At 70.8% G+C, this 26,641-nt stretch carries 25 protein-coding genes and 1 pseudogene; 11 read left to right on the top strand and 15 right to left on the bottom strand.

The genetic code is table 11. The features are described 5' to 3' along the window. Positions 1-105 precede the first annotated feature (105 nt). Both I5Q34_RS14580 and I5Q34_RS14575 read left to right on the top strand, forming a co-directional pair. Complete coding sequence (locus tag I5Q34_RS14580; RefSeq protein WP_199892601.1) at positions 106-1,914, top strand: LCP family protein; 1,809 nt, start codon at positions 106-108, stop codon at positions 1,912-1,914. 102 nt (positions 1,915-2,016) lie between these two features. Then, a complete protein-coding gene (locus tag I5Q34_RS14575) occupies positions 2,017-3,696 on the top strand; it encodes an LCP family protein (RefSeq protein WP_199892600.1) in 1,680 nt (559 codons plus the stop codon). A gap of 41 nt (positions 3,697-3,737) precedes the next feature. On the opposite strand, the gene I5Q34_RS14570 is transcribed toward I5Q34_RS14575, so the two are convergent. Next, positions 3,738-4,751 carry a glycosyltransferase family 2 protein gene (locus I5Q34_RS14570; protein WP_199892599.1) on the bottom strand — a complete coding sequence of 338 codons (1,014 nt, stop codon included), beginning with the start codon at positions 4,749-4,751 and terminating at the stop codon, positions 3,738-3,740. Positions 4,752-4,952: 201 nt separating this feature from the next. Between I5Q34_RS14570 and I5Q34_RS14565 the strand changes: the two genes are divergently transcribed. Next, the gene (locus tag I5Q34_RS14565) at positions 4,953-6,440 is read left to right on the top strand and encodes an LCP family protein (RefSeq protein WP_199892598.1); all 1,488 of its coding nucleotides are present in this window, start codon (positions 4,953-4,955) and stop codon (positions 6,438-6,440) included. A 38-nt stretch (positions 6,441-6,478) separates the two neighbouring features. On the opposite strand, the gene I5Q34_RS14560 is transcribed toward I5Q34_RS14565, so the two are convergent. Beyond that, positions 6,479-7,036 carry an acyl-CoA thioesterase gene (locus I5Q34_RS14560; RefSeq protein WP_199892597.1) on the bottom strand — a complete coding sequence of 186 codons (558 nt, stop codon included), beginning with the start codon at positions 7,034-7,036 and terminating at the stop codon, positions 6,479-6,481. A 118-nt stretch (positions 7,037-7,154) separates the two neighbouring features. Between I5Q34_RS14560 and I5Q34_RS14555 the strand changes: the two genes are divergently transcribed. Further along, positions 7,155-8,297 (top strand): LCP family protein, encoded by a 1,143-nt coding sequence (locus I5Q34_RS14555; protein ID WP_199892596.1) that lies wholly within the window; start codon positions 7,155-7,157, stop codon positions 8,295-8,297. 12 nt (positions 8,298-8,309) lie between these two features. On the opposite strand, the gene I5Q34_RS14550 is transcribed toward I5Q34_RS14555, so the two are convergent. After that, complete coding sequence (locus I5Q34_RS14550; protein WP_199892595.1) at positions 8,310-9,107, bottom strand: VOC family protein; 798 nt, start codon at positions 9,105-9,107, stop codon at positions 8,310-8,312. A gap of 50 nt (positions 9,108-9,157) precedes the next feature. Continuing rightward, a complete protein-coding gene (locus tag I5Q34_RS14545; RefSeq protein WP_199892594.1) occupies positions 9,158-10,498 on the bottom strand; it encodes a UDP-glucose/GDP-mannose dehydrogenase family protein in 1,341 nt (446 codons plus the stop codon). Between the two features lie 180 nt (positions 10,499-10,678). On the opposite strand from I5Q34_RS14545, the gene I5Q34_RS14540 reads away from it, so the two are divergent. After that, complete coding sequence (locus I5Q34_RS14540; protein ID WP_199892593.1) at positions 10,679-11,836, top strand: acyl-CoA dehydrogenase family protein; 1,158 nt, start codon at positions 10,679-10,681, stop codon at positions 11,834-11,836. Positions 11,837-11,917: 81 nt separating this feature from the next. On the opposite strand, the gene I5Q34_RS14535 is transcribed toward I5Q34_RS14540, so the two are convergent. Together I5Q34_RS14535 and I5Q34_RS14530 are read right to left on the bottom strand one after the other, a co-directional pair. Beyond that, positions 11,918-12,436 (bottom strand): hypothetical protein, encoded by a 519-nt coding sequence (locus I5Q34_RS14535; RefSeq protein WP_199892592.1) that lies wholly within the window; start codon positions 12,434-12,436, stop codon positions 11,918-11,920. A 167-nt stretch (positions 12,437-12,603) separates the two neighbouring features. Then, positions 12,604-12,948: pseudogene (locus I5Q34_RS14530) on the bottom strand (hypothetical protein); the annotation flags it as partial. A 129-nt stretch (positions 12,949-13,077) separates the two neighbouring features. On the opposite strand from I5Q34_RS14530, the gene I5Q34_RS14525 reads away from it, so the two are divergent. Then, positions 13,078-13,362 (top strand): GntR family transcriptional regulator, encoded by a 285-nt coding sequence (locus tag I5Q34_RS14525; RefSeq protein ID WP_199892591.1) that lies wholly within the window; start codon positions 13,078-13,080, stop codon positions 13,360-13,362. After that, complete coding sequence (locus tag I5Q34_RS14520; RefSeq protein WP_199892590.1) at positions 13,359-13,628, top strand: GntR family transcriptional regulator; 270 nt, start codon at positions 13,359-13,361, stop codon at positions 13,626-13,628. Before I5Q34_RS14525 ends, I5Q34_RS14520 begins: the two co-directional genes overlap by 4 nt. A gap of 47 nt (positions 13,629-13,675) precedes the next feature. On the opposite strand, the gene I5Q34_RS14515 is transcribed toward I5Q34_RS14520, so the two are convergent. Further along, on the bottom strand, positions 13,676-14,320 hold the full coding sequence (locus tag I5Q34_RS14515) for a bifunctional 2-polyprenyl-6-hydroxyphenol methylase/3-demethylubiquinol 3-O-methyltransferase UbiG (protein WP_199892589.1): 645 nt from the start codon (positions 14,318-14,320) through the stop codon (positions 13,676-13,678). A gap of 66 nt (positions 14,321-14,386) precedes the next feature. Further along, positions 14,387-14,758, bottom strand: coding sequence for a hypothetical protein (locus I5Q34_RS14510; protein WP_234428762.1), 372 nt, complete (start codon positions 14,756-14,758; stop codon positions 14,387-14,389). Positions 14,759-15,210: 452 nt separating this feature from the next. Here I5Q34_RS14510 and I5Q34_RS14505 point away from each other — a divergent pair, with 452 nt between their 5' ends. Then, complete coding sequence (locus I5Q34_RS14505; RefSeq protein WP_199892587.1) at positions 15,211-16,389, top strand: helix-turn-helix domain-containing protein; 1,179 nt, start codon at positions 15,211-15,213, stop codon at positions 16,387-16,389. An 85-nt stretch (positions 16,390-16,474) separates the two neighbouring features. On the opposite strand, the gene I5Q34_RS14500 is transcribed toward I5Q34_RS14505, so the two are convergent. From I5Q34_RS14500 to I5Q34_RS14490, 3 genes are read right to left on the bottom strand one after another with little or no spacing between them, the layout of a single operon-like run. Beyond that, complete coding sequence (locus I5Q34_RS14500; RefSeq protein ID WP_199892586.1) at positions 16,475-17,668, bottom strand: dipeptidase; 1,194 nt, start codon at positions 17,666-17,668, stop codon at positions 16,475-16,477. Next, complete coding sequence (purE, locus tag I5Q34_RS14495; RefSeq protein ID WP_199892585.1) at positions 17,665-18,192, bottom strand: 5-(carboxyamino)imidazole ribonucleotide mutase; 528 nt, start codon at positions 18,190-18,192, stop codon at positions 17,665-17,667. The genes I5Q34_RS14500 and purE overlap by 4 nt, the downstream gene beginning before the upstream one ends. Further along, positions 18,189-19,307, bottom strand: coding sequence for a 5-(carboxyamino)imidazole ribonucleotide synthase (locus I5Q34_RS14490; protein ID WP_234428960.1), 1,119 nt, complete (start codon positions 19,305-19,307; stop codon positions 18,189-18,191). Before I5Q34_RS14490 ends, purE begins: the two co-directional genes overlap by 4 nt. A gap of 214 nt (positions 19,308-19,521) precedes the next feature. Between I5Q34_RS14490 and I5Q34_RS14485 the strand changes: the two genes are divergently transcribed. Continuing rightward, on the top strand, positions 19,522-20,064 hold the full coding sequence (locus I5Q34_RS14485) for a GtrA family protein (RefSeq protein WP_199892584.1): 543 nt from the start codon (positions 19,522-19,524) through the stop codon (positions 20,062-20,064). A gap of 36 nt (positions 20,065-20,100) precedes the next feature. Here the strand turns inward: I5Q34_RS14485 and I5Q34_RS14480 are convergent, their stop codons facing one another. Continuing rightward, complete coding sequence (locus I5Q34_RS14480; protein WP_199892583.1) at positions 20,101-21,342, bottom strand: ATP-binding protein; 1,242 nt, start codon at positions 21,340-21,342, stop codon at positions 20,101-20,103. Positions 21,343-21,376: 34 nt separating this feature from the next. Next, on the bottom strand, positions 21,377-22,054 hold the full coding sequence (locus tag I5Q34_RS14475; protein WP_199892582.1) for a response regulator transcription factor: 678 nt from the start codon (positions 22,052-22,054) through the stop codon (positions 21,377-21,379). 477 nt (positions 22,055-22,531) lie between these two features. On the opposite strand from I5Q34_RS14475, the gene I5Q34_RS14470 reads away from it, so the two are divergent. After that, a complete protein-coding gene (locus I5Q34_RS14470) occupies positions 22,532-24,064 on the top strand; it encodes a peptide MFS transporter (RefSeq protein ID WP_199892581.1) in 1,533 nt (510 codons plus the stop codon). A 121-nt stretch (positions 24,065-24,185) separates the two neighbouring features. Here I5Q34_RS14470 and I5Q34_RS14465 read toward each other — a convergent pair whose 3' ends face one another. Further along, complete coding sequence (locus tag I5Q34_RS14465; RefSeq protein WP_199892580.1) at positions 24,186-24,683, bottom strand: ATP-binding protein; 498 nt, start codon at positions 24,681-24,683, stop codon at positions 24,186-24,188. A gap of 149 nt (positions 24,684-24,832) precedes the next feature. After that, positions 24,833-25,177, bottom strand: coding sequence for an STAS domain-containing protein (locus I5Q34_RS14460; protein ID WP_199892579.1), 345 nt, complete (start codon positions 25,175-25,177; stop codon positions 24,833-24,835). 286 nt (positions 25,178-25,463) lie between these two features. On the opposite strand from I5Q34_RS14460, the gene I5Q34_RS14455 reads away from it, so the two are divergent. After that, positions 25,464-26,411 (top strand): RNA polymerase sigma factor SigF, encoded by a 948-nt coding sequence (locus I5Q34_RS14455; protein WP_374193011.1) that lies wholly within the window; start codon positions 25,464-25,466, stop codon positions 26,409-26,411. Positions 26,412-26,641 lie beyond the last annotated feature (230 nt).

Genomic DNA, 26,641 nt, shown 5'->3' with positions numbered 1-26,641 from the left:
AGCGGTCCGGTGCGCACGGCCGGGTGACCGCGCACTGAAAGACGACATGACCGAGCGCCTCGGGATACAGGCGCCGCGTGGCACCGACGGAGGATTCGAGCGACCGTGGACGCGCAAGGCCGTGGGCAGGCGGACGGCATCGACCCCGCCGACCAGTGGGTCTTCGACCCCAAGACCGGCAGCTACGAGCTGCGCCTGGATCCCTCCGAGCCGTCGGGCCCCTCCTCCGGCTCACCCTCGGGGCATCCCTCCCCCGGTTCCGGGCGGTCCAATCCCCCCTCCGGCACTTCTCCGGCACGGAGAGTGCCCGGGCCCGCGAAGCCCTCGACGCCCCGCGGCAAGGGCAAGCCCCTGCCCGAGCAGCGCGGCGGCGGGCGGCGCGGCGCCAAGGCGGCGGCCGCCACGGGCCGGCGCAAACCCAAGCCCAAGAAGAGCGCCAAGAAGAAGGTCCTGCTGTGGACCGGCGGCACGCTCGCCTTCCTGCTGGTGGGCGGCTCGGTCACGGCGTACCTGCTCTACGACCACTTCAACAACAACATCGACAAGGTCGATGTGGGCGTGTCCAACGAGGCGGTGCCGGACGGGCCGGTCAACATCCTGGTCATCGGCACGGACAAGCGCTCCGGCAAGGGCAACGAAGGCTACGGCGACAAGGACAGCGTCGGCCACGCCGACACCACGCTGCTCTTCCACGTCTCCGAGGACCGCACCAACGCGACGGTGATCTCCATCCCCCGCGACATGATCACCGACATCCCGCAGTGCACCGCCAAGAAGGACGGTCAGACCAAGACCATCCCCGGCTCGAAGAACGTCCGCTTCAACGAGAGCCTGGGCCAGGACGAGCGCGACCCGGGCTGCACCTGGCGGACCGTCGAGCAGGTCACCGGGCTGAAGGTCAGTCACTTCATGATGGCCGACTTCAACGCGGTCAAGGAGATGTCCTCCGCGGTCGGCGGCGTCGAGGTGTGCCTGGCCAAGGACATCAACGACAAGGACTCCCACCTCAAGCTGCCCAAGGGCCGCCACCGGGTCGAGGGCGAGCAGGCCCTGGCGTTCGTCCGCACCCGGCACTCGGTCGGCTTCGGCGGCGACCTCAGCCGGATCGAGCTCCAGCAGCAGTTCCTCAGCTCGATGATCCGGGAGATGAAGTCCTCGGACACGCTCTCCAACCCCGGGAAGCTCTACCACCTGGCCGACGCGGCGACGAAGTCGCTCACGGTCGACACCGGCATAGGGTCCGTCTCCAAGCTCACCGCGCTGGCGAAGGAACTCAGCAAGGTGAACATCAAGAACATCACCTTCACCACCCTCCCCGTCCGCGACAACCCGGCCGACGGCAAGACCCACAAGACCGTCATCGTCGACCCGGCGAAGGCCGATCCGCTGCTCGCCATGGTCCGCGACGACGTCTCCCTCACCGAGGTCAAGCGCAAGGAACAGGCGGCCAAGGACAAGGAGAAGGAGGCCAAGAAGGAGCAGGACGCCAAGCAGGCGGCACTCCTCAAGGGCCCCAAGGCCGAGCCTGCCAAGGTCCGGGTGAAGGTCTTCAACGGCAGCGTCAAGATGGGCGCCGCCCAGGAGACCGTCGTATGGATGCAGAACTCCCAGGGCATGGTCCGCGCCGGCAACGGCGGCAACGCGCCCGGCGGCAAGAAGGTCGCCAAGACCACGCTGGAGTTCGCCCCCAACCAGGCCGACCAGGCCCGCCGTCTGGCGGAGGCCATGGGCCTGCCCGCCGACGCCCTCAAGCAGGGCGACAAGGACGCGGCCCCGCTCGCGGAGATGACCCTCGTCCTCGGCGCCGACTTCAAGGGCGCGGGCGTCCCCGTCACCCCCCCGAAGGCCCCGAAGAAGGCCCCCGAAGGCATTCAGAAGATCGAGGCCGACGACAAGAACATCTGCGCGAAGTGAATCCGGCGGCCGTCCTTGTGCATCTCTCTAGCTGGTAACAGAGTCACCAGGTACGACGCATCTGCCCATCGGGCCGAACGCACCACTTAAGGGGAGGGCCCGTTGGGGGTCGACAATGTGCGGGGGGAAGAAAAGACGAAGACCGAAGAGAGCCGGGAGAAGGCGCCGGCCGCCGCCGCGGCGAAGCCCAAGCGCCGCCGCGGCGTGCGAATAGCCCGCTGGACCGCCCTCTGTCTGGCGGTCCTGGTCCTCGCGGCCTCCGCGACGGGCTGGTTCTACTACCGGCACCTCAACCACAACATCCGCAAGAGCAACCTCAACCTCAGCGACAAGCAGCTCGACCGCAGCGTCCCCAACGCGCAGGGCCAACGCCCCCTCAACATCCTGCTCCTGGGCTCCGACAGCCGCAGCGGCAAGGAGAACCAGAACCTCGGCGGCGCCCGCGAGGACGCCGACCGCCCGGCGCTGGCCGACGTCCAGATGCTGCTCCACGTCTCCGCCGACCGCACCAACATGTCGGTCGTCAGCGTCCCCCGCGACACCCGGGTGACCATCCCCAAGTGCACCGACCCGGGCAACGGCAAGGTCTACCGGGAGACCGGCAGCCAGATCATCAACACCAGCCTCCAGAACGGCGGTCCGGGCTGCACGGTCGCCACCTGGGAGGAGCTCACCGGCATCCCCGTCGACCACTTCATGATGATCGACTTCGCCGGGGTGGTGAACATGGCCGACGCCGTGGGCGGCGTCCCGGTCTGCGTCAAGGACAACATCCGTGACACCAAGTCCGGCCTGGAGCTGACGAAGGGCACGCACACCATCAAGGGCGAGCAGGCCCTGCAGTGGCTGCGCACCCGGCACGGCTTCGAGGACGGCAGCGACATCGGCCGCACCCACGCCCAGCACCTCTACATGAACGCGATGGTCCGTCAGCTCAAGGGCGGCACCAAGCTCAGCGACCCGGGCCAGCTCACCGACCTCGCCGAGGCGGCCACCAAGGCGCTCACCGTCGACAAGGACCTCGGCTCGGTCAAGAAGCTCTACGACCTCACCAACGACATCAAGCGCGTGCCGTCCGGCCGGATCACCATGACCACCATGCCCTGGGTCCAGGACCCCCAGGACCCGGACGCCCATGTGATCCCCAAGCCCGGCGACGCCGACAAGCTCTTCTCGCTCATCCGCAACGACATCGCGCTGGACGGCAAGGACAAGAAGAAGCCCGAGAAGCCGGCCCCCTCCGGCTCCCCGGCGGCCAGGAACAACGTCGCCGTGACCGTCTTCAACGGCACCGGGACGGCCGTCCTGCCGCCCGTCGGCGCCCGCGGCTCCGACATCGCCGCGCACCTGGTCAAGCAGGGCTTCGCCAAGGCGACTTCGGACTCCAGCCCCCGGATGCAGGCGGACACCACCATCACGTTCCCGAGGTCGGCACAGCGCGCCGACGCCACGGCCGTCGCCAAGACCCTCGGACTGCCGGAGAGCGCCGTGCGCCTGTCGCCGGAGGCCGACGGCATCACGCTGGTGATCGGCGGGGACTGGCGCGAGGGGACGACCTACCCGAAGGCACCGGGCACGGGCGGAAAAACGGACGGAAAGACGGACGGGAAGACGAGCGGAAAGACGAACGACAAGGCGGACGGGAAGAACGGCGCCAAGGACGAGAAGAAGGGGGAGGAGGAAGAGAAGCCCGAGGACAACAAGGCCCCGGAGAGCTCCAACCCCCTCAACGGCGACGACAGGTCCGCCTGCATGGAGATCAACCCGCTCAACCGCTTCTGAACGCGGCGGGCCGCCCCCGGACCCGGGGGCGGCCCGTCACCTCACGCCTTGACCGCGGGCCTGCGGCTGGCGATGACGCGCTTCGCCAGCGAGCGCGGGCTGGTGAGGAAGCCGAAGCCCCACGACATGTGCATCGTCGCCAGCGCCACGGGGATCTGCACGCGCGCCTTCAGCGGCAGCCCCTTGCCCGCCGGGACCGAACCGGCGACGATCGCCGCCAGGTAGCCGCCCGGCACGACCAGCGCCCACGGCGTGACCACCGCGCCCACGACCAGACCGGCCGCGACGGCGACCACCGCGGTCGGCGGGGCCAGGTAGCGCAGGTTGATCGAGCCCTTGTGGAAGCGGGCGACGACGTGCCGCCAACGGCCGTAGTCCTTGTACTGCTTGGCGAGCGCCCGCACGCTCGGCCGCGGCCGGTAGGAGACCTTCAGCTCCGGCGAGAACCAGATCAGCCCGCCCGCCTCGCGGATGCGGAAGTTGAGCTCCCAGTCCTGGGCCCGGATGAACTCCTCGTTGTACCCGCCCTGCTGCTCCAGCGCCTGCCGCCGGAAGACGCCCAGGTAGACGGTCTCGGCCGGGCCCGCCGCGCCACCGGTGTGGAACGCCGCGTTGCCCACCCCGATCTTCGAGGTCATGGCGGCGGCGACGGCGTGCTCCCAGTCGTTCTCGCCCTCGGCGTGCATGATGCCGCCGACGTTCTGCGCGCCGGTCTCGCCCAGCAGCCGCACGGCCTTCTCGATGTAGTCGGGCGAGAGCATGCCGTGGCCGTCCACCCGGACGACGACGGGGTGCCGCGACGCCTTGATCGCCGCGTTGAGGGCGGCGGGGGTGCGGCCCGTCGGGTTCGGGACCGTGTGCACCCTGGGGTCTTCGCGGACGAGCTCGGCGGCGATCTCGTCCGTACGGTCCTTGGACGGACCGAGGGCGATCACGACCTCCAGCTCGCCGGCGTAGTCCTGCTCCAGGATGTGCCGCACGGCGGTGCGCAGATGGCGCTCCTCGTTGAGCACCGGCATGATCACGGAAACTGCGGGCGGCTGCTGCTCTGGCATGGTTCCTCGGGGGTACGGGGGTCGGGGTGCACCCCGTGACGGTCTGCGGGATCGTCGGCCACGTTACCGCGAACGGGGGACGCGCGGCCGCGCCGCCCGGGTGGCGGGCCCCGGCCGGACGGCGCGGTGACGCGGACCGTTGATCGTATGGGCCTACGGTGACCCGGTCCCCCCTCCCCCGTCCCCCGCGGAGGTCTCCCCGTGCCTCTACCTCCCCGCACCCGACGAGCCCGCCACAGCGCCCCGCGCCGCCCCCGCTGGGGACTGCGCCTCGCCGCGGCGGCGGCCCTCCTGGTGCTGGTGATCAGTGGCGCGGGGCACACGGTGGTGCACGGCATCGAACGGCGCCTGGGGCGCACCGACCCCTTCGCCGGACTGCGGGACCGGCCCCGGGCCGGCCTGGGCACCACCATCCTGGTCGTCGGCACCGACGGCCGCGACGCGATCACCGCCGCGGAACGCGACCGCTACCGGCTGGGCGGCGCGCCCTGCCACTGCACCGACGCCGTGATGCTGGTGCACCTCTCCGAGGCCCGTGACCGGGTGACCGTCGTCGGCCTCCCCCGCGACTCCTACGCCGTGCTCCCCGAGCACAAGGACCTCTCGGGCGCCCGCCGCCCCGCCCATCCGCAGAAGCTCAACGCCGCCTACGCGGAGGGCGGCCCCCGGCTGACCGTGCGCACCGTCGAGCAGTTGACCGGGGTGCACGTCGACCACTACCTGGAGGTCGACTTCACCGGCTTCATGCGGACCGTGGACCTCCTCGGCGGGGTGCGGGTCTGCACGGAACAGCCGCTCCGGGACGACTGGAGCGGGCTCGACCTGCCGTCCGGCACCAGCACGCTGGACGGCGGGCGGGCGCTGCAGTACGTGCGCTCCCGGCACCTGGGCTCCGGCTCCGACCTCGAGCGGATGCAGCGGCAGCAGCGGTTCCTCGCCGCCCTGCTGGAGCGGGCGGCGGGCAGCGGGGTGCTGACGGACCCGCCGCTGTTCCACGAGGTGGCCGTGACCGTGCTCGGCGCGGTCCGCGCCGACCGCGACCTCGGCGGGGAGCAGCTGGTGGAGCTGGGCCGCGCGGCGCGGAACCTGACCCCCGCGACGGCCGAGTTCACCTCGGTGCCGGTCTCCGTCTCCGACTTCCCCGTCCCGGGCGTCGGCTCGACGGTGCGCTGGGACGGGCCCGGCGCCGAGCGGATCTTCGGGGCGCTACGCGCGGACCGGCCGCTGGCGCCGCGGGTGGCTCGGGGGGCGCCCGGTGCGCATGACGGGAAGGCGGGGAACCCGCCGCCCTCGCCCCGCTTCGTCGAGGTGCCGCCCGGGCGGATCCGCGTCCAGGTCCTGGACGGCAGCGGCCGCCCGGGCCTGGGCCGCGCGGCGGACACGGCGCTGCGGGCGACCGGCTTCGCCACCACGGGCGTACCCGCCGCCGCCCCGCCGCCGCCCGTGCCACGCACGGAGATCGCCTTCGACCCGCGCTGGGACCGCTCGGCGCGCACGCTGGCGGCCGCCCTGCCGGGCACCGGACTGCGGGCGGTGGCCGGACAGGGGCCGGTGATGAAGGTGACGCTGGGCGCGGACTTCGGGGGCGTCCAGCCCGTGCGGGCGCTGGAGCGGGCGCGGCCGCAGGCCGCCGGGGAGGACGGCAGGGTACTCACGGGGGACCGGGTGGTGTGCCCGCCGGGTTCCTAGCGCCGCCGGTGCTGGAGGGTTCGCCCCGGTCCCGCCCCTCAGTCCTCGTAGCCCTCGGCAGCCCGGTTCTGGCGGAGTTCCATGATCGCGCGGCGCCGGGCGAGGCGGTGCGTGCGGCGGATCTGGGCCTCCTGGTAGCGGCGCCGGTCGCGGTCCGTCTCCGGGAGCACCGGCGGCACCGGGCGCGGCTTGCCGTTCTCGTCGACGGCCGCGAAGACGAGGTAGGCGCTGCCGACCTGCGTGGCGGGCCCCGACTCGTTCCACCGCTCGGCGAGGACCCGTACGCCGATCTCCATGGAGGACCGGCCGGTCCAGTTCACCTGGGCCTTCACGTGGACGAGGTCCCCGACCCGGACGGGCTCCAGGAAGGCCATCTCGTCCATGGACGCCGTCACGGCCGGGCCGCCGGAGTGCCGGCCGGCGACCGCGCCGGCCACGTCGTCCACCAGCTTCATGATCACGCCACCGTGCACCGTGCCCAGCAGATTGGTCTCGTTGCTGGTCATGATGTGGGACAGCGTGGTGCGCGACGCGGAGGACGGCTTGCCGGGTATGCCGGCCTCACCGGACTCCGGGGCCCGGTCGTGAGTGGTCATGCACCCCACTGTATGCGGGCGCCACCGGCCAGGCCGCATGTGTCAGGTCTGCAACAGCCCTGCCCCGGTCTCGTAGCACCCGGCGGGGCACCGCGCGCGGCCGGGCACACTTGCCCTCATGAACCAGTGGCCCGATGCGCGGAACAACGATCCCCGGAACCCGTACGGGAGCCCCGGCGGCCCCATACGTCCCGAGGGCTCCCCCGCGTCGTCGTCGCACGACGGCTACAACACGGGCCAGGTCTACGGGCGCACCCCTGCTCCCCGCAGCGCCCGACCGAACTGGCGCAAGCGGATCACCGTCGGCCTGCTCGCCTTCCTCGCCGTCCTGCTCGTGGTCTCCGTCAGCACCTACTTCTGGGCCGACTCCAAGCTGCGGCGCGAGGTGGACCTCGGCAGGCTGGCGGACCGGCCGCCGGCCGGCGAGGGCACCAACTACCTGATCGTCGGCTCCGACAGCCGCGAGGGCCTGTCCGACGAGGACAAGAAGGACCTGCACACCGGCTCCGCCGACGGCAAGCGCACCGACTCGATGATGATCCTGCACACGGGCGACAACGGCACCACGATGCTGAGCCTGCCCCGTGACTCCTACGTCACCATCCCCGCCTTCACCGGCGCGAAGTCCGGCAAGCAGTACCCCGCCTCGGCGCACAAGCTCAACCAGGCGTACTCGGACGGCGGCGCCGAACTGCTCGTACGGACCGTCGAGTTCAACACCGGGCTCCGCATCGACCACTACGCGGAGATCGGCTTCGGCGGCTTCCGCAGCCTGGTCGACTCGCTCGGCGGCGTGGACATGTGCATCGACAAGCCGGTCAAGGACCGCGACTCCGGCGCCGACTTCAAGGCCGGCTGCCAGACGCTGGACGGCAAGCAGTCGCTGGCGTTCGTCCGCCAGCGCCACCAGGAGGCCGACCAGGACCTGGGCCGGATGCGCAACCAGCAGAAGTTCCTCAACACCCTGGCCAAGCAGGCCGCTTCGCCGTCCACGATCCTCAACCCGTTCCGGCTCTACCCGGTGATCGGCTCCGGCCTCGACACGCTCATCGTCGACGAGGACATGGAGCTGTGGGACCTGACGTCGATGTTCTGGGCGATGAAGGGCGTCACCGGCGGCGACGGCAAGCAGATGACCGTGCCGATAGGGAACGCCAACCTGCCCACGCGCGGCGACGGCGTGGCGGTCAAGTGGGACCCGGTGAAGTCCAAGCAGCTCTTCGCGCAGCTGAAGAACGACGAGAAGGTCACCGTCTCCTGACGCGTGCGTCGCTCAGGCCGCCGCCTGCTGCAGATACTCCGGCGCGACCTCGATGAGCCCGAAGACGCCGCCCTGCGGGTCGGAGACGACCGCGATCCGGCCCGCCACCATGTCGAAGGGCGGCACGAGGACCGACCCTCCGGCCCTGACAAGGGCGTCCACCGTGGTGTCGGTCCCGTCCACGGCGAAGTACGTCAGCCAGTGCGGCGGCGCTTCCGGCAGGAGCCGGTCGAGGGGCTGGACCCCGGCCACGGGCCGCCCTTCGACGGTGAACTCGAAGCCGCCGGGCATCGCCTGGGAGGGCGCGACCGTGACGCCCAGGGCCGCGGGGTAGAAGTCGGCGACCGCCTCGGCGTCCGGGGTGTTGAGCTCGTTCCAGGCGAGCGACCCCGGGTCGATGACGACCTCGCAGCCGAAGAAGTCACGCGCCTCCCAGAGGCCGAAGACGGCGTCCGAGGGGTCGGCGACGATGGCCATCCGGCCGAAGGTCAGCACGTCCATCGGGGGCATGACGACCTTGCCGCCGTGCGCGGCGACCGCGCCCGCCGCCGCCTCCGCGTCGGCGACCGAGAAGTAGGTCGTCCACGCGGTGGGCGGCGCGGGCTGTCCGTCCTGGGCCATGGCGGGCCCGATGCCGGCCACGGCCCGGCCGTTCAGCGTGCAGACCGCGTAACCGCCGGTCTCCGGCGGCCCGGGCTCGCCCTGCCAGCCGAACAGGTCCCGGTAGAAGTCGAGCGCGGCCCGCTGGTCGGGTGCCATGAGATCGACCCAGCAGGGGATGCCGGGCGCGTAGTTCCGTACTTCGGGCATGGGTCCAGCGTGGGCCCGGGGGCGGGCGCCCGCCACTCGGCGGCCCGGGGCTACGCCCGAGGGCGGCCCATCGCCCGGTACGTCCATCCGGCCGCGCGCCACACCACCGCGTCCAGCGCGTTGCGGCCGTCCAGCAGATGCGGCTCCGCGACGACGTCGCGCAGCGCCACCGGGTCCAGCGACCGGAACTCCGCCCACTCGGTCAGGTGCAGGACGACCCGCGCCCCCCGGCAGGCGTCCAGCGCGCTGTCCGCGTACGCCAGCGTCGGGAAGACCCGGCGCGCGTTCTCCATCCCCTTGGGGTCGTAGACCGTGACCTGCCCGCCTTGGAGGTGGATCTGCCCGGCGACGTTGAGCGCCGGCGAGTCCCGTACGTCGTCGGAGTCCGGCTTGAAGGTCGCGCCCAGCACCGCCACCCGCTGCCCGAGGAAGCTGCCGCCCACCGTCTCGCGGGCGAGCTCGACCATGTGGCCGCGGCGGCGCATGTTGATGGAGTCGACCTCGCGGAGGAAGGTGAGCGCCTGATCGGCGCCGAGCTCGCCCGCCCGGGCCATGAAGGCGCGGATGTCCTTGGGCAGGCAGCCGCCGCCGAAGCCGATGCCGGCCCGCAGGAACTTCTTCCCGATCCGCTCGTCGTGCCCGATGGCCTCCGCCAGCTTGGCCACGTCGCCGTCGGCGGCCTCGCAGACCTCGGCCATGGCGTTGATGAAGGAGATCTTCGTGGCGAGGAAGGAGTTCGCGGCGGTCTTGACCAGCTCGGCGGTCGGATAGTCGGTGACGACGAACGGCGAGCCCTCGCCGACCGGCGTCGCGTACACCTCGCGCAGCACCTTCTCCGCGCGCTCGCCGTGGACGCCGACGACGATGCGGTCGGGGTGCAGGGTGTCCTCGACGGCGAAGCCCTCGCGCAGGAACTCCGGGTTCCAGGCGAGTTCCACCTCCGCGCCGGCCGGGGCGAGTTCGGTGATCATGCGCGCCAGCCTGGCCGCGGAGCCCACCGGCACGGTGGACTTGCCCACGACCAGCGCGGGGCGGCGCAGCAGCGGCGCGAGGGAGGCGACGGCGGCGTCGACGTACGACATGTCGCAGGCGTACTCGCCGTGCTTCTGCGGGGTGTTGACGCAGACGAAGTGGACGTCGCCGAACTCCGCGACCTCCTCCCAGGAGGTGGTGAAGCGCAGCCGCCCGCTGGAGCCCTCCAGCCCGGCGACGTGCTTGCCCAGCAGCTCCTCCAGCCCCGGCTCGTACATCGGGACCTCGGCGCGGGAGAGCATCTCGATCTTCTCGGGGACCACGTCGAGGCCCAGCACCTCGAAACCGAGTTCGGCCATGGCCGCGGCATGGGTCGCGCCGAGATAGCCGGTGCCGATCACGGTGATCTTGGGGGCCATGCGTGCTCCAGATACGTACGGAGGTGCCGATTGCGTGGCCCGAGCATAGTCGGGGCCCCGGTTGGGGAGATTCCGGGTGATCGGGTGCTGTCGGCAAGCTCACGTATCCCGGCCTGGAGCGGCGCCCCTACAATCGCGGTTACTAGTCAGTAATTAACATGCGCTCTGGGGAGTTTCGCCGTGGCGGGAAACAAGGACTTCGACCTGTACAAGGTGTCCGAGGAGCACGACGAGCTCCGCAAGGTCGTGCGCTCGCTGGCCGAGGCGAAGATCGCGCCGTTCGCCGCCGAGGTGGACGAGGAGGGCCGTTTCCCGCAGGAGGCCCTCGACGCGCTGGTCGCCGCCGACCTGCACGCCGTGCACGTCCCGGAGGAGTTCGGCGGCGCGGGCGCCGACGCGCTGGCCACGGTCATCGTGATCGAGGAGGTGGCCCGGGTCTGCGCCTCGTCCTCCCTGATCCCGGCGGTCAACAAGCTGGGCTCGCTGCCCGTCGCCCTCTCCGGCTCGGACGAGCTCAAGAAGCGCTACCTGGGCCCGCTCGCCAAGGGCGACGCGATGTTCTCGTACTGCCTGAGCGAGCCCGACGCGGGCTCGGACGCGGCCGGCATGAAGACCCGCGCCGTCCGCGACGGCGACTTCTACGTGCTCAACGGCGTCAAGCGCTGGATCACCAACGCCGGCGTCAGCGAGTACTACACGGTGATGGCCGTGACCGACCCGGAGAAGCGCTCGAAGGGCATCTCCGCCTTCGTCGTCGAGAAGTCCGACGAGGGCGTCTCCTTCGGCGCCCCGGAGAAGAAGCTCGGCATCAAGGGCTCCCCCACCCGCGAGGTCTACCTCGACAACGTCCGCATCCCCGCCGACCGCATGATCGGCGCGGAGGGCACCGGCTTCGCCACCGCGATGAAGACCCTGGACCACACCCGCATCACCATCGCGGCCCAGGCCCTCGGCATCGCGCAGGGCGCCCTCGACTACGCCAAGGAGTACGTCAAGGAGCGCAAGCAGTTCGGCAAGCCGATCGGCGACTTCCAGGGCGTCCAGTTCATGATCGCCGACATGGCGATGAAGCTGGAGGCGGCCCGGCAGCTGACGTACGCGGCGGCGGCCCGCTCCGAGCGCCAGGACGGCGACCTGACCTTCTTCGGCGCGGCCGCAAAATGCTACGCCTCGGACGCCGCCATGGAGATCACCACGGACGCGGTCCAGCTGCTCGGCGGCTACGGCTACACGCGCGACTACCCGCTGGAGCGGATGATGCGCGACGCGAAGATCACGCAGATTTATGAAGGCACGAACCAGGTGCAGCGCATCGTGATGGCGCGCAACCTGCCGTAGGGCTCTTCGGGTCCGTTCTCGACGGGAGGCCGCCCCGGAACAGCCGCTTGTCCCGCGGCTGTTCCGGGGCGGTCGACGTTGCTATGGGGCAGCGGTCACGCCCCCGTCCCGTCGTCCACGGCTGACGGAGAGGAACTTGAGGAGGTGCGCGGCCTCGGCGAGCTGATCGTCCTGGTCGGGCACGGGGAGGAGCCAGAACGCGCCCGGTCCTTCCCGGTGCTCCGGATGAGGTGCGCGGAGATATCGAAGGTGATCGTGCGACCCCACTGAGACCGTGCCGGGCACCTGCCATGTCCGAGCCGTGCCCGGCCGCACGAGGACGGTATAGAGGTCTCGGCGGCGGGAGACCACCACGCCATGGCCAATGCCGATACGGCGGAACGCCTCCTCGACCGCATCGTCGGTCTTGATGCCGGTGACGGCGGCCTCGACGATGCCGGCCGGCAGGTGGATGACGTCGAAGCGGTGTCCGACCTCAATGGCCGGTGCCTGGCCAAGCACCCATGCCTCGTGGACGAGTCGCGGGTGTACGACGCGGGAGACGAGCCACCGGGCGCCGGGGTGGCGCTGGGTGGGGTGGACGACGGGCAGCACGGGCATACCTCGGGATCCGGGTCGATGCGTCGGCAGGGGACGATCCTGGCGCGGTGAACAGGTGGGAACCGGCGGCGTTTCGGAGACCGAGTCCTGCGGCAGGGCGGGACGCCGCCCGAACCTGCGGATGACTCCCGACAGACGCCGCAATGCGGTCCGGTACAGCGACGCGCTCACCGGCGCCTCCTGGCGTGGGGATGCTGACGCAACTCGACGTTGCAATCCGTGACCTGCGAGAAGTCGCCGCTCCGCCGCGCTTCTCTGCGCTGCCGGACCAGCGCGCCGCAGACATCGCATCCCGGCACGGGCTCGGGATCGTCCACCAGCGCGGCCGCGTGGAGGTGGACGGGGACGGGCTCGTGCGCGCGGGTCATCCGGAGACCTCCGGCGTTTCCGCACGCCAAATGGCGTCCAACGCTCGCTTGCACTCGGCAAGGAGCCGGAAAGTCCGCAGCATCGAGTGCTGAGGCGTAGTTTGGAGCACTGTTATCAACCCCCCATGTGGTTGGTGGCCACGCCCCCGGACGGCTCGCATCCGTCGCGGGGGTCTTCTCATGCCGTGGCCGGAGACTACTGCAACCTGGTCATGGCAGGCCATGCCATGACACGGATGATTCTTGTTTTCCCTGGCCACATACGGTCTAGCCATGGTGGACATCCCTGAGGGCTACGGCCCGAACGACGAACTCGACCCGGAAGCGGCCGACCCGCTGTACCTGCAACTTGCCGCAGTCCTGATCTCCCGGATCGACAGCGGCGTGTACCCACTGGGCCGCGCCGTGCCCGGCGTCGACCGACTGATGCAGGAGTTCGGGATCGCCCGGGGAACTGCTCGGAAGACGCTGGTCCTACTGGCCGATCTGGGCTACGTACGAACGGTCGTCGGCAAGGGGTCGTTCGTCATCGAGCGCAAGGCCGGCTCCGAGTCGTGATCGAGATCGACCGGGAAAGCATCACCCCGATGTACGTGCAGCTGACATCCGTCCTGCGCGAGCGCATCCGCTGCGGGGAGATCCCAGTCGGCCGCCGCATCCCCTCCCAGCACGAGCTGGAGATGGAGACCGGCGGCACGGTCAGCCACCGCACGATCAAGTCCGCCATCGGCGCCCTCGAAGCCGAGGGGATCGTTCGGGGTGTCCAGGTCATCGCGAAGCCCGACGCGGCGGCTCCGCCCGAAGGCGCCGAGTCTGCCAACTGAACTGCGGCGTGGTCCGGTTGGCCCCGGCCGGGAAGAATCCGTTCCTCTCACACCTCGGCGCGCACGAGCAACGTCCCTTCACGCTTGCCATCCGGCGGATCGATGATCTCTGCTGCGATGCTCTTGAAGTGGGCCGACGCCAGCAAGGATGTCCACTCGCCCGGGGAATGGTCCCAGCGCGACACTGCACGCGCTTCTCGAAGAGGTTCCCCCGGTCGCTGATCGGGCCGGGGCGGCTTGTGCGAGAACACGAACACTCCACCAGCAGTCAGGCTGCGGCGCACTAGCGGGAGGAGTGCCGTCGGGTCGGTGAACCAGACAGGGCCGAAGATCGACAGCACGACATCGAAGCTCTCGGGGTGACCGGTCAGGAACTCCGTCGCTTCCGCCGTCCGGAAGGACAGGCCGGGGAGGTGGCCCCACCGCGTTTCCGCCTTCTCGCACTGGGTCGGGGCGATGTCGATGCCGACGCACTCCGCGCCGAGTGTCGCCAGGTGGGCAAGGTTGCAGCCGGTACCGCACCCGAGTTCCAGCACGCGACGCCCCTGGATCTTGCCGATCACCGACTCATCGGGCCCGTGGTCGGCGTACTGAGTCCAGTTCAACCATGTGCTGGCACCAACCGCGTTGTGGGCCCTGCGCGGCGTCCGACCAGCCGCGTAGCGTTCCCACGCTGCGGTGACTGCTTCCATGCCGTCCCCTTCATGGGTGGTGGCTCCCCCGGCTTGGGGGAGCCACCCGTCCGACGATCCTCGCTGTTACTTCCCGCCGACCGGGCTGTCAGTGCACCCGGCGTGACACTGCGAACAATCGGCCTCATCGGCGTTCCACAGTTCGGGGTCGATGGCGAACCCGGCTGCCTTGATCGCTTGGACGGTCTCCCGCAGTGAGGGAGCCTCACCGCCGTTCTGCTGGGGGAGGTGCGGGACGTGGTGAACGTAGTGTCCGGCGACCGTGTTGCAGAAGGCCGAGTAGTTGATGCTGTCGAGTACGAACGAGTGAACGCCGAAGTCCACACGTGGGGCCGGGCCCATACGGACGTCGGGCCGTTCGGCGGACGTGACCAGGTAGGCGATCGTCTGGCCGAAGGTGCGCTCCGCCGTCTCACGGTCCATGCCGTGGTCACGCATGATCAGCCGTACCTCACGCTCCCAGACTTCAGGGGTGACGCAGGTGCGAGGGTCCCTGAGCTGTACTGCTGTTGCCACCGTGTTCCCTTTCTCTCGATGGAGTGGACAGCGTTGGCTGTCCGCGGGGGTGGTGCGTTGGAGCTCGTCCGGCCGGCGGTCGGCAATGCAGGGGGCGGGCGGCGGTAACCCGTGAGGCGCCCAGGGCCGGCGCCGTTTTACCGACTCCGCGTAGACCAGGGTGTCGAAGACGTCGGCCTGCTGCGCGGCTGCCTCGGTGTCCGTGGTCATGGTGAGGATTGCTCCCACTCTGCTGTCCCTCCGGCCGTGTCACCCAGTCAACGCCCGCACAGATGCGGGAACTTGCACAGAGTTTGCACAACGGGTGTGCGGGCAGACGCGCAGCCTGTGAGCATGGACGGCAGGACCTGTATCCGCGAGGAAGACATGAGCCCATGAGCACTGATCCGGCCCCCGGCGCGAACCTGGCGCTACTCCGGAAGGCGCGCGGCCTGTCGCAGGCGCGGCTGGCCAGGAAGGCGAACGTCTCCGTCTCCCTGCTGTCCAAGATCGAGGTGGGGGACCGGGCGCTCACACCTGCGGCTGCCGCCGCTCTGGCCGAAGCCCTGGGGCTGTCCATGGCCGAAGTGCAGGGCAAGGTCACTGTGGAGCACGACTCGGAAGCGCATCTGTTTGCCCTGCGGTCGGCTGTCAGGGACTTCGACCTGCCCGGAAGGCGGAAGGTCGGGGAAGGGGAGATCAGCTCTGCCCTGGAGGTCGCCGGGCAGCTCCGGGACGACGTCGAGGTGACCCGTCTCCTGGCCAGGCTGCCGAGGCTGCTCAGGGACGCCACGACGTTCGCGTACGCCGCGAACACGGCGGAAGCCTGGGCGGCACTCACGGACGTCTACGGCACCGTCTATTGGCTAGCCGCACGGCACAGGTGGATGGACATGGCAGAGCTGGCCGTGACACGTCAGCGGTGGGCTGTGGAGCAGCGGAACAACCCCCTGAGCGAAGCCATCGCGGCGCGGGACAGGGCCGGGGCGTATCTGAACGGCGGGGACTTCGAAGGCGGGCTGACCATTGTTGACCGCGCCATTGGTGCGGCTCAGCGGAGCCTGTCGGGGCAGGAACGCGCATTCGCGGTCGGTCTGCTCAACCTCCGGGGCATGACCTTGGCCGGTCGGCTCAAGGACAAGGCGGAGGGCAAGCAGCAGGCCGAGCGGCACATCGCGTCTGCGGCCAAAGCCGCTGAGTGGTTCAGCTTGGACTGGAACCGTCACCACATGATCTTCGGCCCCCAGAACACGGCCACGCACGTACTCGCCACCCGTCTGGACCTGGGCAAGCCCCGTGAGGCGCTGAGTGCGGCGGAGGACATTGACGCCGTCCTGGACGGGCTGCCGCCCACCCGCATCGCCCCGACGCGGATCAACATGGCGCGGGCTCAGCTCGACATCGGTGACCGGGAGGGGGCCCTGGAGAACCTGTCCACCGCCTGGGACGTGGCACCGCAGATGGCGCGGATCCACCCGATGGGGCGGGAGGTGTTCCGGGTCCTGTCGTCCCTGCACCGCCGAAGCAACCCTCAACTCCTCAGGCTGTCGAAGCTGTCGGGCATCGCGGTCTGATGAGGCCGCGACGAATCCCTGCGCCGGGGGGCGCGGACGCGCCGGGCAGGCCGGATGTCCCGCTTGCCCGGCACCTCCTCGGCACTCAGCCGTCCAGCTGCCCGATCGTCGCCACCGACGGCCCCCGCCGCGCGCGGACATCCCGCGCCACCGCCTCCGCGTCCCGCAGCACCCGTACCGCGTTCTGCCACGTCAGCTTCGCGAGGTCGGCGTCCGACCAGCCCCGGCGCAGCAGTTCCGCGATCAGGTTCGGGTAACCGGCCACGTCCGCCAGGTCCGCCGGTGTGAACGCCGTCCCGTCGAAGTCGCCGCCGATGCCGATGTGGTCGACGCCGGCCACCTCGCGCATGTGGTCCAAGTGGTCCGCGACCGTCGCCGCCGTGGCGACCGGGCGCGGGCGGGACGCCTCGAAGGCATGGTGGACGGCCATCGCCTCGGCGGTGGTGTCGAGGTGGTGGAAGCCGTGGGCGCGCATGTTCTCGTCCGCCGCCGCGGTCCACTCGACCGCCCCCGGCAGGATGAACTTGGGGACGAACGTGGCCATGGCCACGCCCCCGTTCGCGGCCAGCGAGGCCAGCACGTCGTCCGGCACGTTCCGCGGATGGTCGCAGACCGCCCGCGCCGACGAGTGCGAGAAGATCACCGGCGCCTCGCTCACCCGTACCGCGTCCCGCATCGTGCCGGCGGAGACGTGCGAGAGGTCGACGAGCATGCCGAGGCGGTTCATCTCGCGGACGACCTCCTCGCCGAAGCGGGTCAGGCCGCCGGCCCGGGGCTCGTCCGTCGCCGAGTCCGCCCACGGGATGTTGTCGTTGTGGGTGAGGGTCATGTAGCGCACGCCGAGCGCGTACAGCGAACGCAGCGTGGCGAGCGAGCAGTTGATGCTGTGGCCGCCCTCGGCGCCCATCAGGGACGCGATCCGGCCCTCCGCCCGCGCCGCCTCCAGGTCGTCCGCGGTCAGCGCGAGCCGCAGGTCGTCCGCGTAGCGCTCGGTCAGCTGCCGGACGATGTCGATCTGCTCCAGCGTGGCGCTGACCGCGTCGTCGCCGGCCATGTCGCTGCGCACGTAGACGGACCAGAACTGGCCGCCCACGCCGCCGGCGCGCAGCCGGGGCAGGTCGGTGTGGAGGCCGGCGCCGCTCTGGTCGGTGGCGATGTCGAGCCGGTCCAGGTCGTAGGCGACGTTCTGGCGCAGGGCCCAGGGCAGGTCGTTGTGCCCGTCGACGACGGGGTGCGCGGCGAGCAGTTCGCGGGCGCGGTCGAGTTCGTTCACCGTCATCCCCCGAATCCGAAGCCCGCCGCGCCCTCGACCTTGGCGCGCAGCCGCCGGCCCTTCTCCGTCGCCTGCTCGTTGAGCTCGTCCTGGAACCGCCGCATTCGGTCGCGCAGTTGGCCGTCGTGGGCGGCCAGCATGCGGACGGCGAGCAGCCCGGCGTTGCGGGCGCCGCCGACGGAGACCGTGGCGACCGGGACCCCGGCAGGCATCTGGACGATGGAGAGCAGGGAGTCCATTCCGTCCAGGTTCTTGAGCGGCACGGGCACGCCGATCACCGGGAGCGTGGTGACGGAGGCCAGCATGCCGGGCAGGTGGGCGGCGCCCCCCGCCCCCGCGATGATCGCCTTGAGTCCCCGGTCCGCGGCCCGTTCCCCGTAGGCGATCATCTCGCGGGGCATGCGGTGCGCGGAGACGACGTCCACCTCGTGGGGGATCTCGAACTCGGCCAGTGCCTGGGCGGCGGCTTCCATCACGGGCCAGTCGGAGTCGGAGCCCATGACGATGCCCACCAGGGGGGAACTGCTCATTCGGTGATCGTCCCTCGCAGATATCCGGCGGCGTGGGCGGCGCGCTCGCGCACCTCCGCCAGGTCGTCGCCGTAGGTGTTGACGTGTCCGACCTTGCGGCCGGGCTTGACGTCCTTGCCGTACATATGGATCTTCAACCCGGGGTCGCGCGCCATGCAATGGAGGTACGCGGAGTACATGTCCGGATAGTCGCCGCCCAACACGTTCGCCATCACGGTCCATTTGGCGCGCGGGCGGGGGTCGCCGAGCGGGAGGTCGAGCACGGCGCGGACGTGGTTGGCGAACTGCGAGGTGATCGCGCCGTCCTGGGTCCAGTGCCCGGAGTTGTGCGGGCGCATCGCGAGCTCGTTGACGAGCACCCGCCCGTCGGGGGTCTCGAAGAGCTCGACGGCGAGGTGGCCGACGACGCCCAGCTCCTTAGCGATCCGCAGGGCGAGCTCCTGGGCGTGCGCGGCCAGTTCGCCGGAGAGGCCCGGCGCGGGCGCGATGACCGTGTCGCAGACGCCGTCCACCTGGACCGACTCGACGACCGGGTAGGCGACGGCCTGGCCGTGCGGGGAACGCACCACGTTGGCGGCCAGCTCGCGGGCGAAGTCCACCTTCTCCTCGGCGAGGACGGGCACCCCGGCGCGGAAGGGCTCGGCCGCCTCCCGCTCGTCGCGGACGACCCAGACGCCCTTGCCGTCGTAGCCGCCGCGGACGGTCTTGAGGACGACCGGGAAGCCGTCGCCCTCCTCGGCGAAGCGCCGCACGTCGGCCGGGTCGTCGACGATCCGGTGGCGCGGGCAGGGGACGCCGATCCCGTCGAGCTTCGCCCGCATCACGCCCTTGTCCTGGGCGTGCACCAAAGCGTCGGGCCCCGGGCGGACGGGGATCCCGTCGGCCTCCAGGGCCCTGAGGTGTTCGGTGGGAACGTGCTCGTGGTCGAAGGTGATGACATCGCATCCTTGTGCGAACGCACGAAGGGTGTCGAGGTCGCGGTAGTCGCCGATGACCACCTCACTGACGACCTTGGCCGCAGAGTCCTGCGGGGTGTCGCTGAGCAGCTTGAACTGGATGCCGAGGGGGATGCCCGCCTCGTGGGTCATGCGGGCGAGCTGGCCGCCGCCGACCATGCCGACTACCGGGAACGTCACGCCCCCAGGGTATCCGCACGCACGACCGGCCCCGGCCGCCCCTTGGGCGATCCTCCAAAGGCGGGCCGGGCGGCGGTTCGCCGGACGTTCATCCACACCCCCGGGCCGCCGCCGGGCCCGGTCGCTAGCATGGAGGCTTGTTTGCCTCTGCCCCACGCCCTGACCGCCCATCCATACGGAGCCTGACGAACTCATGAGTCATCGGCGCACAGTGCGTTCCCGGCTGGAGCGGCTGGCCCGCGAAATCGCCAAGTTCGGCGCGGTCGGCGCCATGGGATTCGTGGTCAACCTCATCGTCTTCAACATCTGCCGGCACGGCTTCGGCCTCGCGGTGGTCCGGTCCGGCGTGATCGCCACGGCCGTCGCGATCGCCACCAACTACGTCGGCAACCGCTACTGGACGTACCGGCACTGCGACCGGAGCCGGCGCAGCCGGGAGATGACGCTGTTCCTGCTGTTCAGCGGGGCGGGCCTGGTGATCGAGAACGGCATCCTGGCGCTGTCGCACTACGGCTTCGGCCTCACCTCGTCCCTCGCGGACAACATCGCGAAGAACGTGATCGGGCTGGGGATCGGGACGGTGTTCCGCTTCTGGTCCTACCGGACGTGGGTGTTCCGGACGCAGCAGCCGGTGCGGAGCACGCGGCCGGCACGTACTGCCGGATCACGTACTGCTGAATCGTTCCTGGCCGACGTCCCGCAGCAGCGGGCGAAGGCCCCGTCGCACTCCCGCTGAGCTCCCCGGCCGCACTCCCGCTGAGCCCCGGGGAGCTCAGCTCTGCTCCGCCTCCATGCTCAGGAACAGGGCGAAGACCGGCGGGGTCTGCTGGAGCAGCTCCAGCCGCCCGCCGTCCGCCTCGGCCAGGTCCCGCGCCACGGCGAGCCCGAGCCCGGTGGAGTTCCGTCCGCTGACCGTGCGCTCGAAGACCCGGGCGCCCAGGTCGGTCGGCACCCCCGGCCCCTCGTCGGAGACCTCGATCACGGCCTGGTTGCCGGTGACGCGGGTGCGCAGGGCGACGGCGCCGTCCCCGTGCATCAGCGAGTTCTCGATCAGCGTCGCGATCACCTGGGAGACCGCGCCGGGCGTCCCCACCGCCCGCAGGCCCTGCTTGCCCGAGCGCACCAGGGCGCGGCCGCTGGCCCGGATCGCGGGCCGCCACTCGTCGAGCTGCTGCTGGACGACCTCGTCGAGGTCGAAGGTGATGGCCGAACCGGTCTTGGGGTCGCGGGAGTTGGTCAGCAGCCGCTGGACGACGTCGGTGAGCCGCTCGACCTGGGTGAGGGCGATCGTCGCCTCCTCCTTGACCGTCTCCGGGTCGTCGGTGAGCGTGATCTCCTCCAGCCGCATGGACAGCGCGGTCAGCGGGGTGCGCAGCTGGTGCGAGGCGTCGGCCGCCAGGCGGCGCTCGGCGGTGAGCATCCGGGCGATGCGCTCGGCGCTGCCGTCCAGCACGTCGGCGACCCGGTCGAGCTCGGGGACGCCGTAGCGGCGGTGCCGGGGGCGGGGGTCGCCGGAGCCCAGCCGCTCGGCCGTCTCGGCGAGGTCGGTGAGCGGGGCGGTGAGCCGGTTGGCCTGCCGTACGGCCAGGAAGACCGCGGCGACCACGGCCATCAGCGCGACGGCGAGGATCACCAGCAGCGTCCGCCCGACCTCCTTGCTGACCGTCGCCCGCGACTCCTCGACCCGGACGACCTCGCCGTGCTCGCCCGGCTCGGTGGAGGCGATCACGCCGCCCTCCGGGCGGGTGCCGATCTCGATGGGCGGCCGCCCGGGGATCTCGACCCGGGCGTAGCGGTCGGTGGCGATCTGCTCGCGCAGCACCTCGGACTCCACCCGCTCGCCCCCGGCCAGCCGGCCCTCGACGATGCTCACCAGGCGCAGGGCCTCGCCCTGCACGCTCTCGCGCGCGCTGTTCTCGATGGTGCGGGTCTCGACGATGACGAGCGAGATGCCGAAGACGGCGATCACGACGAGGACGACGGCGAGCGTGGAATTGATCAGTCGGCGGCGCACGGCGGTGCTTCCTCGGCTCTTGCTCCCGTCCCCGTCAGTTCTTCTCGAACCGGAAGCCGACGCCCCGGACGGTGGCGATGTAGCGCGGGTTGGCCGCGTCGTCGCCGAGCTTCTTGCGCAGCCAGGAGATGTGCATGTCGAGGGTCTTGGTGGACGACCACCAGGTGGTGTCCCAGACCTCGCGCATCAGCTGGTCGCGGGTGACGACCCGGCCGGCGTCCCGGACGAGCACCCGCAGGAGGTCGAACTCCTTCGCCGTCAGCTGCAGTTCCTCGTCGCCCATCCAGGCGCGGTGGGACTCGACGTCGATCCGGACGCCGTGGGTGGCGGCCTGCTGGGGGGAATCGGCGGCGCCGCGCCGGAGCAGGGCCCGGACGCGGGCGAGCAGCTCGGCCAGGCGGAAGGGCTTGGTCACGTAGTCGTCGGCGCCGGCGTCCAGCCCGACGACGGTGTCCACCTCGTCGGCGCGGGCGGTGAGGACGAGCACGGGGAAGCCATGACCCTCGGTGCGCAGCCTGCGGCAGACCTCCAGGCCGTCCATGCCGGGCAACCCGAGATCCAGGACGAGCAGATCGACGTCCCCCTTGATGCCGGCGGCGAGCGCGGCCGGACCGTCTTCACGCACCTCCACCTCGTACCCCTCACGGCGCAGGGCGCGCGCGAGCGGCTCCGAGATGGACGCGTCATCCTCGGCGAGCAGTACTCGGGTCATGGAGCTGATGGTAGTCCGCTCGGGCGCACGTCAGAGCGCACTCCGGAGCACGGGCGGAGACGGATTGCCGAACCTTCTACCACTCTTGAACCGGGGTGAATGGTTCCGCCGGCCACTGTGATCCACGTCTCAACCCCCTCCATATCGGGCCGGGGTGTGACGTATGGTTACCGGAAGTCTTGGCACCAATGGGGGACCTTCGGCACGACGCACGCCGGAGGTCCCCGTTGTGCACGGGCCCGGAACCCGACTGGAGAACCCCCAGTCCCGTTCCTCAGTGAATGACCTGTCGGCCGGGTCCGTCGTGCGAAGGTGCGCGGGGGCGTGGATCCCGGAGTACGGCCGCTCTGCCGGCTCCCCCAAAGGGGAGCCGAACCCCAAGGGCGTGGGGGCGGGCGGTGCGGTAGCCGGTGCCGGCCAACCCCCATACGGGCGCGCAGCAGCTCCACGCGCGTCCTCGGAACCCAAGGATCGACCATGGCGTCCAGCCTGACGAAGGAGTCAACTCCCCGGGACAACACCCCTGTCTCCGGCGGCAAGACCCTCTTCGGCCACCCCCTCGGCCTGGCCCCCCTCTTCCTGACCGAGATGTGGGAGCGCTTCTCCTACTACGGAATGCGCGCCCTCCTCGTCCTCTACCTGATCGCCGGCGGCCCGGACGCCAAGGACGGCAGCCAGGGCGGCGGTCTGGCGATGCCGGAGTCCACCTCGCTCGCCATCTACTCGGTGTACGTGGCGATGGTGTACCTGCTGGCCATGCCCGGCGGGTGGTTCGGTGACCGGGTGTGGGGTCCGCGCAAGACGGTGGCCATCGCGGCCAGCGTGATCATGTGTGGTCACCTGCTGCTCGCGCTGCCCGGCAAGCCGACCTTCTTCGCGGGTCTGGCGCTGGTGGCGATCGGCTCGGGTCTGCTGAAGTCCAACATCTCGACGATGGTGGGCCACCTCTACAACGGCCCGAAGGACCCGCGTCGCGACGGCGGTTTCACGCTCTTCTACATCGGCATCAACGTCGGTGGCCTCGGCGCTCCGCTGGTCATCGGCACCATCGGCCAGAAGTACAGCTGGCACCTGGGCTTCACCATCGCCGCGATCGGCATGGGCCTGGGTCTGGTGGCGTTCCTCATCGGCACCCGCTGGCTGGACCCCAAGAGCAGCACGGTCCCGATGCCGCTGACGCCCGCCGAGCGCAACTCCTGGCTGCTCAAGGGCGTGATCTGGCTCGTCATAGCCGCGATCTTCTACGGCGTCGTGGTCGGCACCGGTCACTTCACGATCAACTGGGCCCTGGTCCCCATCGCCCTGGTCGGCCTGATCGTCCCGATCTTCGTGCTGGCCCGCATCAAGCGGGACAAGGAGCTGACGTCGGAGGAGCAGACCAAGGTCAGCGGCTACATCTGGTTCTTCGTCGCCGCCGCCGTGTTCTGGGGCATCTTCGACCAGGCCGGCTCGACGATGTCGACCTTCGCCGAGAAGAAGACCACGGACAACGTCTTCGGCATCCACTTCCCGTCCACCTGGTTCCAGTCAGTCAACTCGGCCTGGGTCCTGGTCCTCGCCCCGATCTTCGCGGCGATGTGGGTGGCGCTGGCGCGCCGCAAGCGCGAGCCCAGCTCCACGGTGAAGTTCTCCGCGGCGATGCTGCTGGCCGGTGCCTCCTTCGTGCTGTTCGCCATCCCCATGAACATGGCGACGGACGGCAATACGGTCAGCCCCATGTGGCTGATCACCATCTACATGCTGCAGACCCTCGGTGAACTGTGCCTGTCCCCCGTGGGTCTGTCGCTGACCACGAAGATGGCGCCGCAGAAGTACGCCAGCCAGATGATGGGCGTCTGGTTCCTCGCGGTCACCGCGGGCGACTGCGTCATGACCCTGATGGCGACGGCGGGCGTGGACCTCAACAGCTTCGGCGTGATCCTCGGCGAGGCGGCGGTCGCGGCCGTGGCGGGTGTCGCGGTCTGGTCGTCCCGCAAGAAGATCGAGGCCCTGATGGGCGACGTCCGCTGACGGACGGCTGACGCACGACGACGGAGGGCCCCCGGCGCAATGGCGCGCCGGGGGCCCTCCGTCGTCGTTTCCCGCCCTGTGGGTCCGTTTCCCCGTCCCGGGGGTCCGCTTCCCCGTCGGGCTATCCCGGAGCCGCCAGCTCCACCCAGACGGTCTTGCCGACGCCCCCCTCGTGGCGCACGACGCCCCAGTCGAGGCAGAGCCGCTGGACGATGAACATGCCGTGCCCCCCGGGGCGGCCCGCGCGGTGCGGGGTGCGGGGGGAGGGTTCGCCGGCGCCGAGGTCGGAGACCTCCAGGCGCAGCACCTTGGTCCCCCGGCTCACGAGCAGCTCCTCCGGCCCGCCCGCGTGCAGGCAGGCGTTGGTGACCAGCTCGGAGACCACCAGCAGGACGTCCTCCGCGGCGGCGCGGTGGTCGGCGGTGGGCGCCGGCAGCCAGCCCCAGTCGAGGAGCGCCTGGCGGGTGAAGTCGCGCGACATGGGGACCGCGCCACCGACCCCGACGAGGTGGAGCCTGCGGGACGGCCCGTCCTGCCCGGCGGGGCCGGCCGCGGCGGAACCGTGCGCCTCCGGGCCGGGCTCGCCCGGCGCCGGCCGGGACGGCCGGGTGGTGCTCATCAGCGCTTCACCTCACCGATTGACCGTAGAGAAGTATGGAGAAGGGGGGTCGGTCCGCCGCGTGCGAGCGGATCCAGCTGGCTCCTGCCCGGAGCGGCGCCGCGGACACCTGTGACGCGGCTCGCGTGCCAGGGCCGGCGCGGCGGGCGCTACTCGGCCAGCGCGGCGTCGAGCGTGCCGTGGACGACGAAGACGGCGCCGGCCCCGGTGATCTCGAAGACCCGGGCCACCACGGGGCGCATCGCCGCCAGGTGTACGGCCCCGCCCGTGGCCTCGGCCTTCAGCCGGGCGCCGAGCAGGACGTTGAGTCCGGTGGAGTCACAGAACTCGAGCTGTGAGCAGTCGATCACGACGCGTGCGCCCGTCTCCGCGGCGCAGTTCTCGAGGGGTTCGCGGAGCAATTCGGCCGTATGGTGATCGAGCTCACCCCGTGGCGTCACGACGGCGCTGGAACCGTGCCGCCGGACCTCCACCCGCAGTCGGGTCGCGCTCATGACGCCGACACCTTTTCCCTGGTATCTCCGCTTTTCATCGCGCATCCCTCCGTGGTGTGCCCATGCCGTGCCATGCCCGCTGAGGACAGCGGAAACCCTACGCGTTCCTTACGGGCGCCGAAAGTCCAAGTTCCGACATTTACGGGCCAATTTAGACATTCCAGACTTGCCAAGCCGCGGTAAAGACCGATACGGCTAGAGGAGTACATCGCCCACCACCGACGGCCCGGAGGCGCCGCAAACCGCAGTACGAGCTCATGGCACCGGCGGCCATATGCCGAGAACGATGGAGGAGACCATGTCACCCCGGCTCGACGAACCGCGTTCCCCCCTCACCAGTGGGGCCACTTGCCTTATCAGTGGGACCACTTGTGGAACTGCCTCTCCGGAGGCCCCGGAGAGCGCCTCGTCGGCACCCGCAACGCTCCCGCCCCTCCCGGAGATCCCCCCTTACGACGAGGTGGAACCGGTCGACGCGCGGGCCCTGTCCAAGACCCTCTTCGCGCGCCTGGAGTCGCTCGAGGAAGGGACGCACGACTACCAGTACGTACGCAACACCCTCGTCGAACTGAACCTGGCGCTCGTCAAGTTCGCCGCCTCCCGGTTCCGCACACGGAGCGAGCCGATGGAGGACATCATCCAGGTCGGCACCATCGGCCTCATCAAGGCCATCGACCGCTTCGAGCTCAGCCGCGGCGTCGAGTTCCCGACCTTCGCGATGCCGACCATCATCGGCGAGATCAAGCGCTTCTTCCGCGACACGAGCTGGTCGGTGCGCGTCCCGCGCCGCCTCCAGGAGCTCCGCCTCGCCCTCGCCAAGGCGGGCGACGACCTCGCCCAGCGCCTGGACCGTTCCCCCACCGTCGCCGAACTCGCCGCCCACCTCGGCATTTCCGAGGACGAGGTCGTCGAGGGCATGAGCGCGAGCAACGCGTACACGGCCAGTTCCCTGGACGCGCCCGCCGAGGCCGACGACAGCAGCGGCGACGGCGCCCTCGCCGAGCGCATCGGCTACGAGGACCACGACCTCGAAGGCGTCGAGTACGTCGAGTCGTTGAAGCCCCTGATCGCCGAACTCGCGCCGCGCGACCGGAAGATCCTCTCGCTGCGGTTCGTCGCCAACATGACCCAGTCGGAGATCGGCGAGGAGCTCGGCATCTCGCAGATGCACGTGTCCCGTCTGCTGTCACGGACGCTGGTGCGGCTGCGCCGGGGGCTGCTCGGCGACGAGTGACGGCGCCGCGGCGCGGGGGCGTTCCGGGCTCGCCCGCGCGGCGGGCGCCACGGAGCGCTGCATGCTGTGCGACGGGGCGGGGCGTTCCGGTCGGCCGCCGCCGGGGCGGCACCCCCGGCTCGCCCGCGCGGCGGGGGCTCGCGAGGCGCTGCACGCTGTTGCGGCGGGGGCGGGGCGGGGACCCGAGAGGCGCGCCACGGGCACGGGCCGGAGGGGTCGCCCCCCCCCCC

Source organism: Streptomyces sp. AV19, from assembly GCF_015999245.1.
Lineage (GTDB): Bacteria > Actinomycetota > Actinomycetes > Streptomycetales > Streptomycetaceae > Streptomyces.
The sequence above is the reverse complement of the archived record's forward strand: the minus strand, read 5'-3'. Positions and strand labels throughout refer to the sequence as shown.

Bases quoted from the DNA above. Each gene is read 5' to 3' on its own strand.
- I5Q34_RS14570 (WP_199892599.1), bottom strand. From the start codon at position 4,751: ATGCCAGAGCAGCAGCCGCCCGCAGTTTCCGTGATCATGCCGGTGCTC.
- I5Q34_RS14560 (WP_199892597.1), bottom strand. From the start codon at position 7,036: ATGACCACTCACGACCGGGCCCCGGAGTCCGGTGAGGCCGGCATACCC.
- I5Q34_RS14555 (WP_199892596.1), top strand. From the start codon at position 7,155: ATGAACCAGTGGCCCGATGCGCGGAACAACGATCCCCGGAACCCGTAC.
- I5Q34_RS14550 (WP_199892595.1), bottom strand. From the start codon at position 9,107: ATGCCCGAAGTACGGAACTACGCGCCCGGCATCCCCTGCTGGGTCGAT.
- I5Q34_RS14545 (WP_199892594.1), bottom strand. From the start codon at position 10,498: ATGGCCCCCAAGATCACCGTGATCGGCACCGGCTATCTCGGCGCGACC.
- I5Q34_RS14535 (WP_199892592.1), bottom strand. From the start codon at position 12,436: ATGCCCGTGCTGCCCGTCGTCCACCCCACCCAGCGCCACCCCGGCGCC.
- I5Q34_RS14525 (WP_199892591.1), top strand. From the start codon at position 13,078: ATGGTGGACATCCCTGAGGGCTACGGCCCGAACGACGAACTCGACCCG.
- I5Q34_RS14515 (WP_199892589.1), bottom strand. From the start codon at position 14,320: ATGGAAGCAGTCACCGCAGCGTGGGAACGCTACGCGGCTGGTCGGACG.
- I5Q34_RS14510 (WP_234428762.1), bottom strand. From the start codon at position 14,758: ATGCGTGACCACGGCATGGACCGTGAGACGGCGGAGCGCACCTTCGGC.
- I5Q34_RS14505 (WP_199892587.1), top strand. From the start codon at position 15,211: ATGAGCACTGATCCGGCCCCCGGCGCGAACCTGGCGCTACTCCGGAAG.
- I5Q34_RS14500 (WP_199892586.1), bottom strand. From the start codon at position 17,668: ATGACGGTGAACGAACTCGACCGCGCCCGCGAACTGCTCGCCGCGCAC.
- purE (WP_199892585.1), bottom strand. From the start codon at position 18,192: ATGAGCAGTTCCCCCCTGGTGGGCATCGTCATGGGCTCCGACTCCGAC.
- I5Q34_RS14490 (WP_234428960.1), bottom strand. From the start codon at position 19,307: ATGGTCGGCGGCGGCCAGCTCGCCCGCATGACCCACGAGGCGGGCATC.
- I5Q34_RS14485 (WP_199892584.1), top strand. From the start codon at position 19,522: ATGAGTCATCGGCGCACAGTGCGTTCCCGGCTGGAGCGGCTGGCCCGC.
- I5Q34_RS14475 (WP_199892582.1), bottom strand. From the start codon at position 22,054: ATGACCCGAGTACTGCTCGCCGAGGATGACGCGTCCATCTCGGAGCCG.
- I5Q34_RS14470 (WP_199892581.1), top strand. From the start codon at position 22,532: ATGGCGTCCAGCCTGACGAAGGAGTCAACTCCCCGGGACAACACCCCT.
- I5Q34_RS14465 (WP_199892580.1), bottom strand. From the start codon at position 24,683: ATGAGCACCACCCGGCCGTCCCGGCCGGCGCCGGGCGAGCCCGGCCCG.
- I5Q34_RS14460 (WP_199892579.1), bottom strand. From the start codon at position 25,177: ATGAGCGCGACCCGACTGCGGGTGGAGGTCCGGCGGCACGGTTCCAGC.
- I5Q34_RS14455 (WP_374193011.1), top strand. From the start codon at position 25,464: ATGGAGGAGACCATGTCACCCCGGCTCGACGAACCGCGTTCCCCCCTC.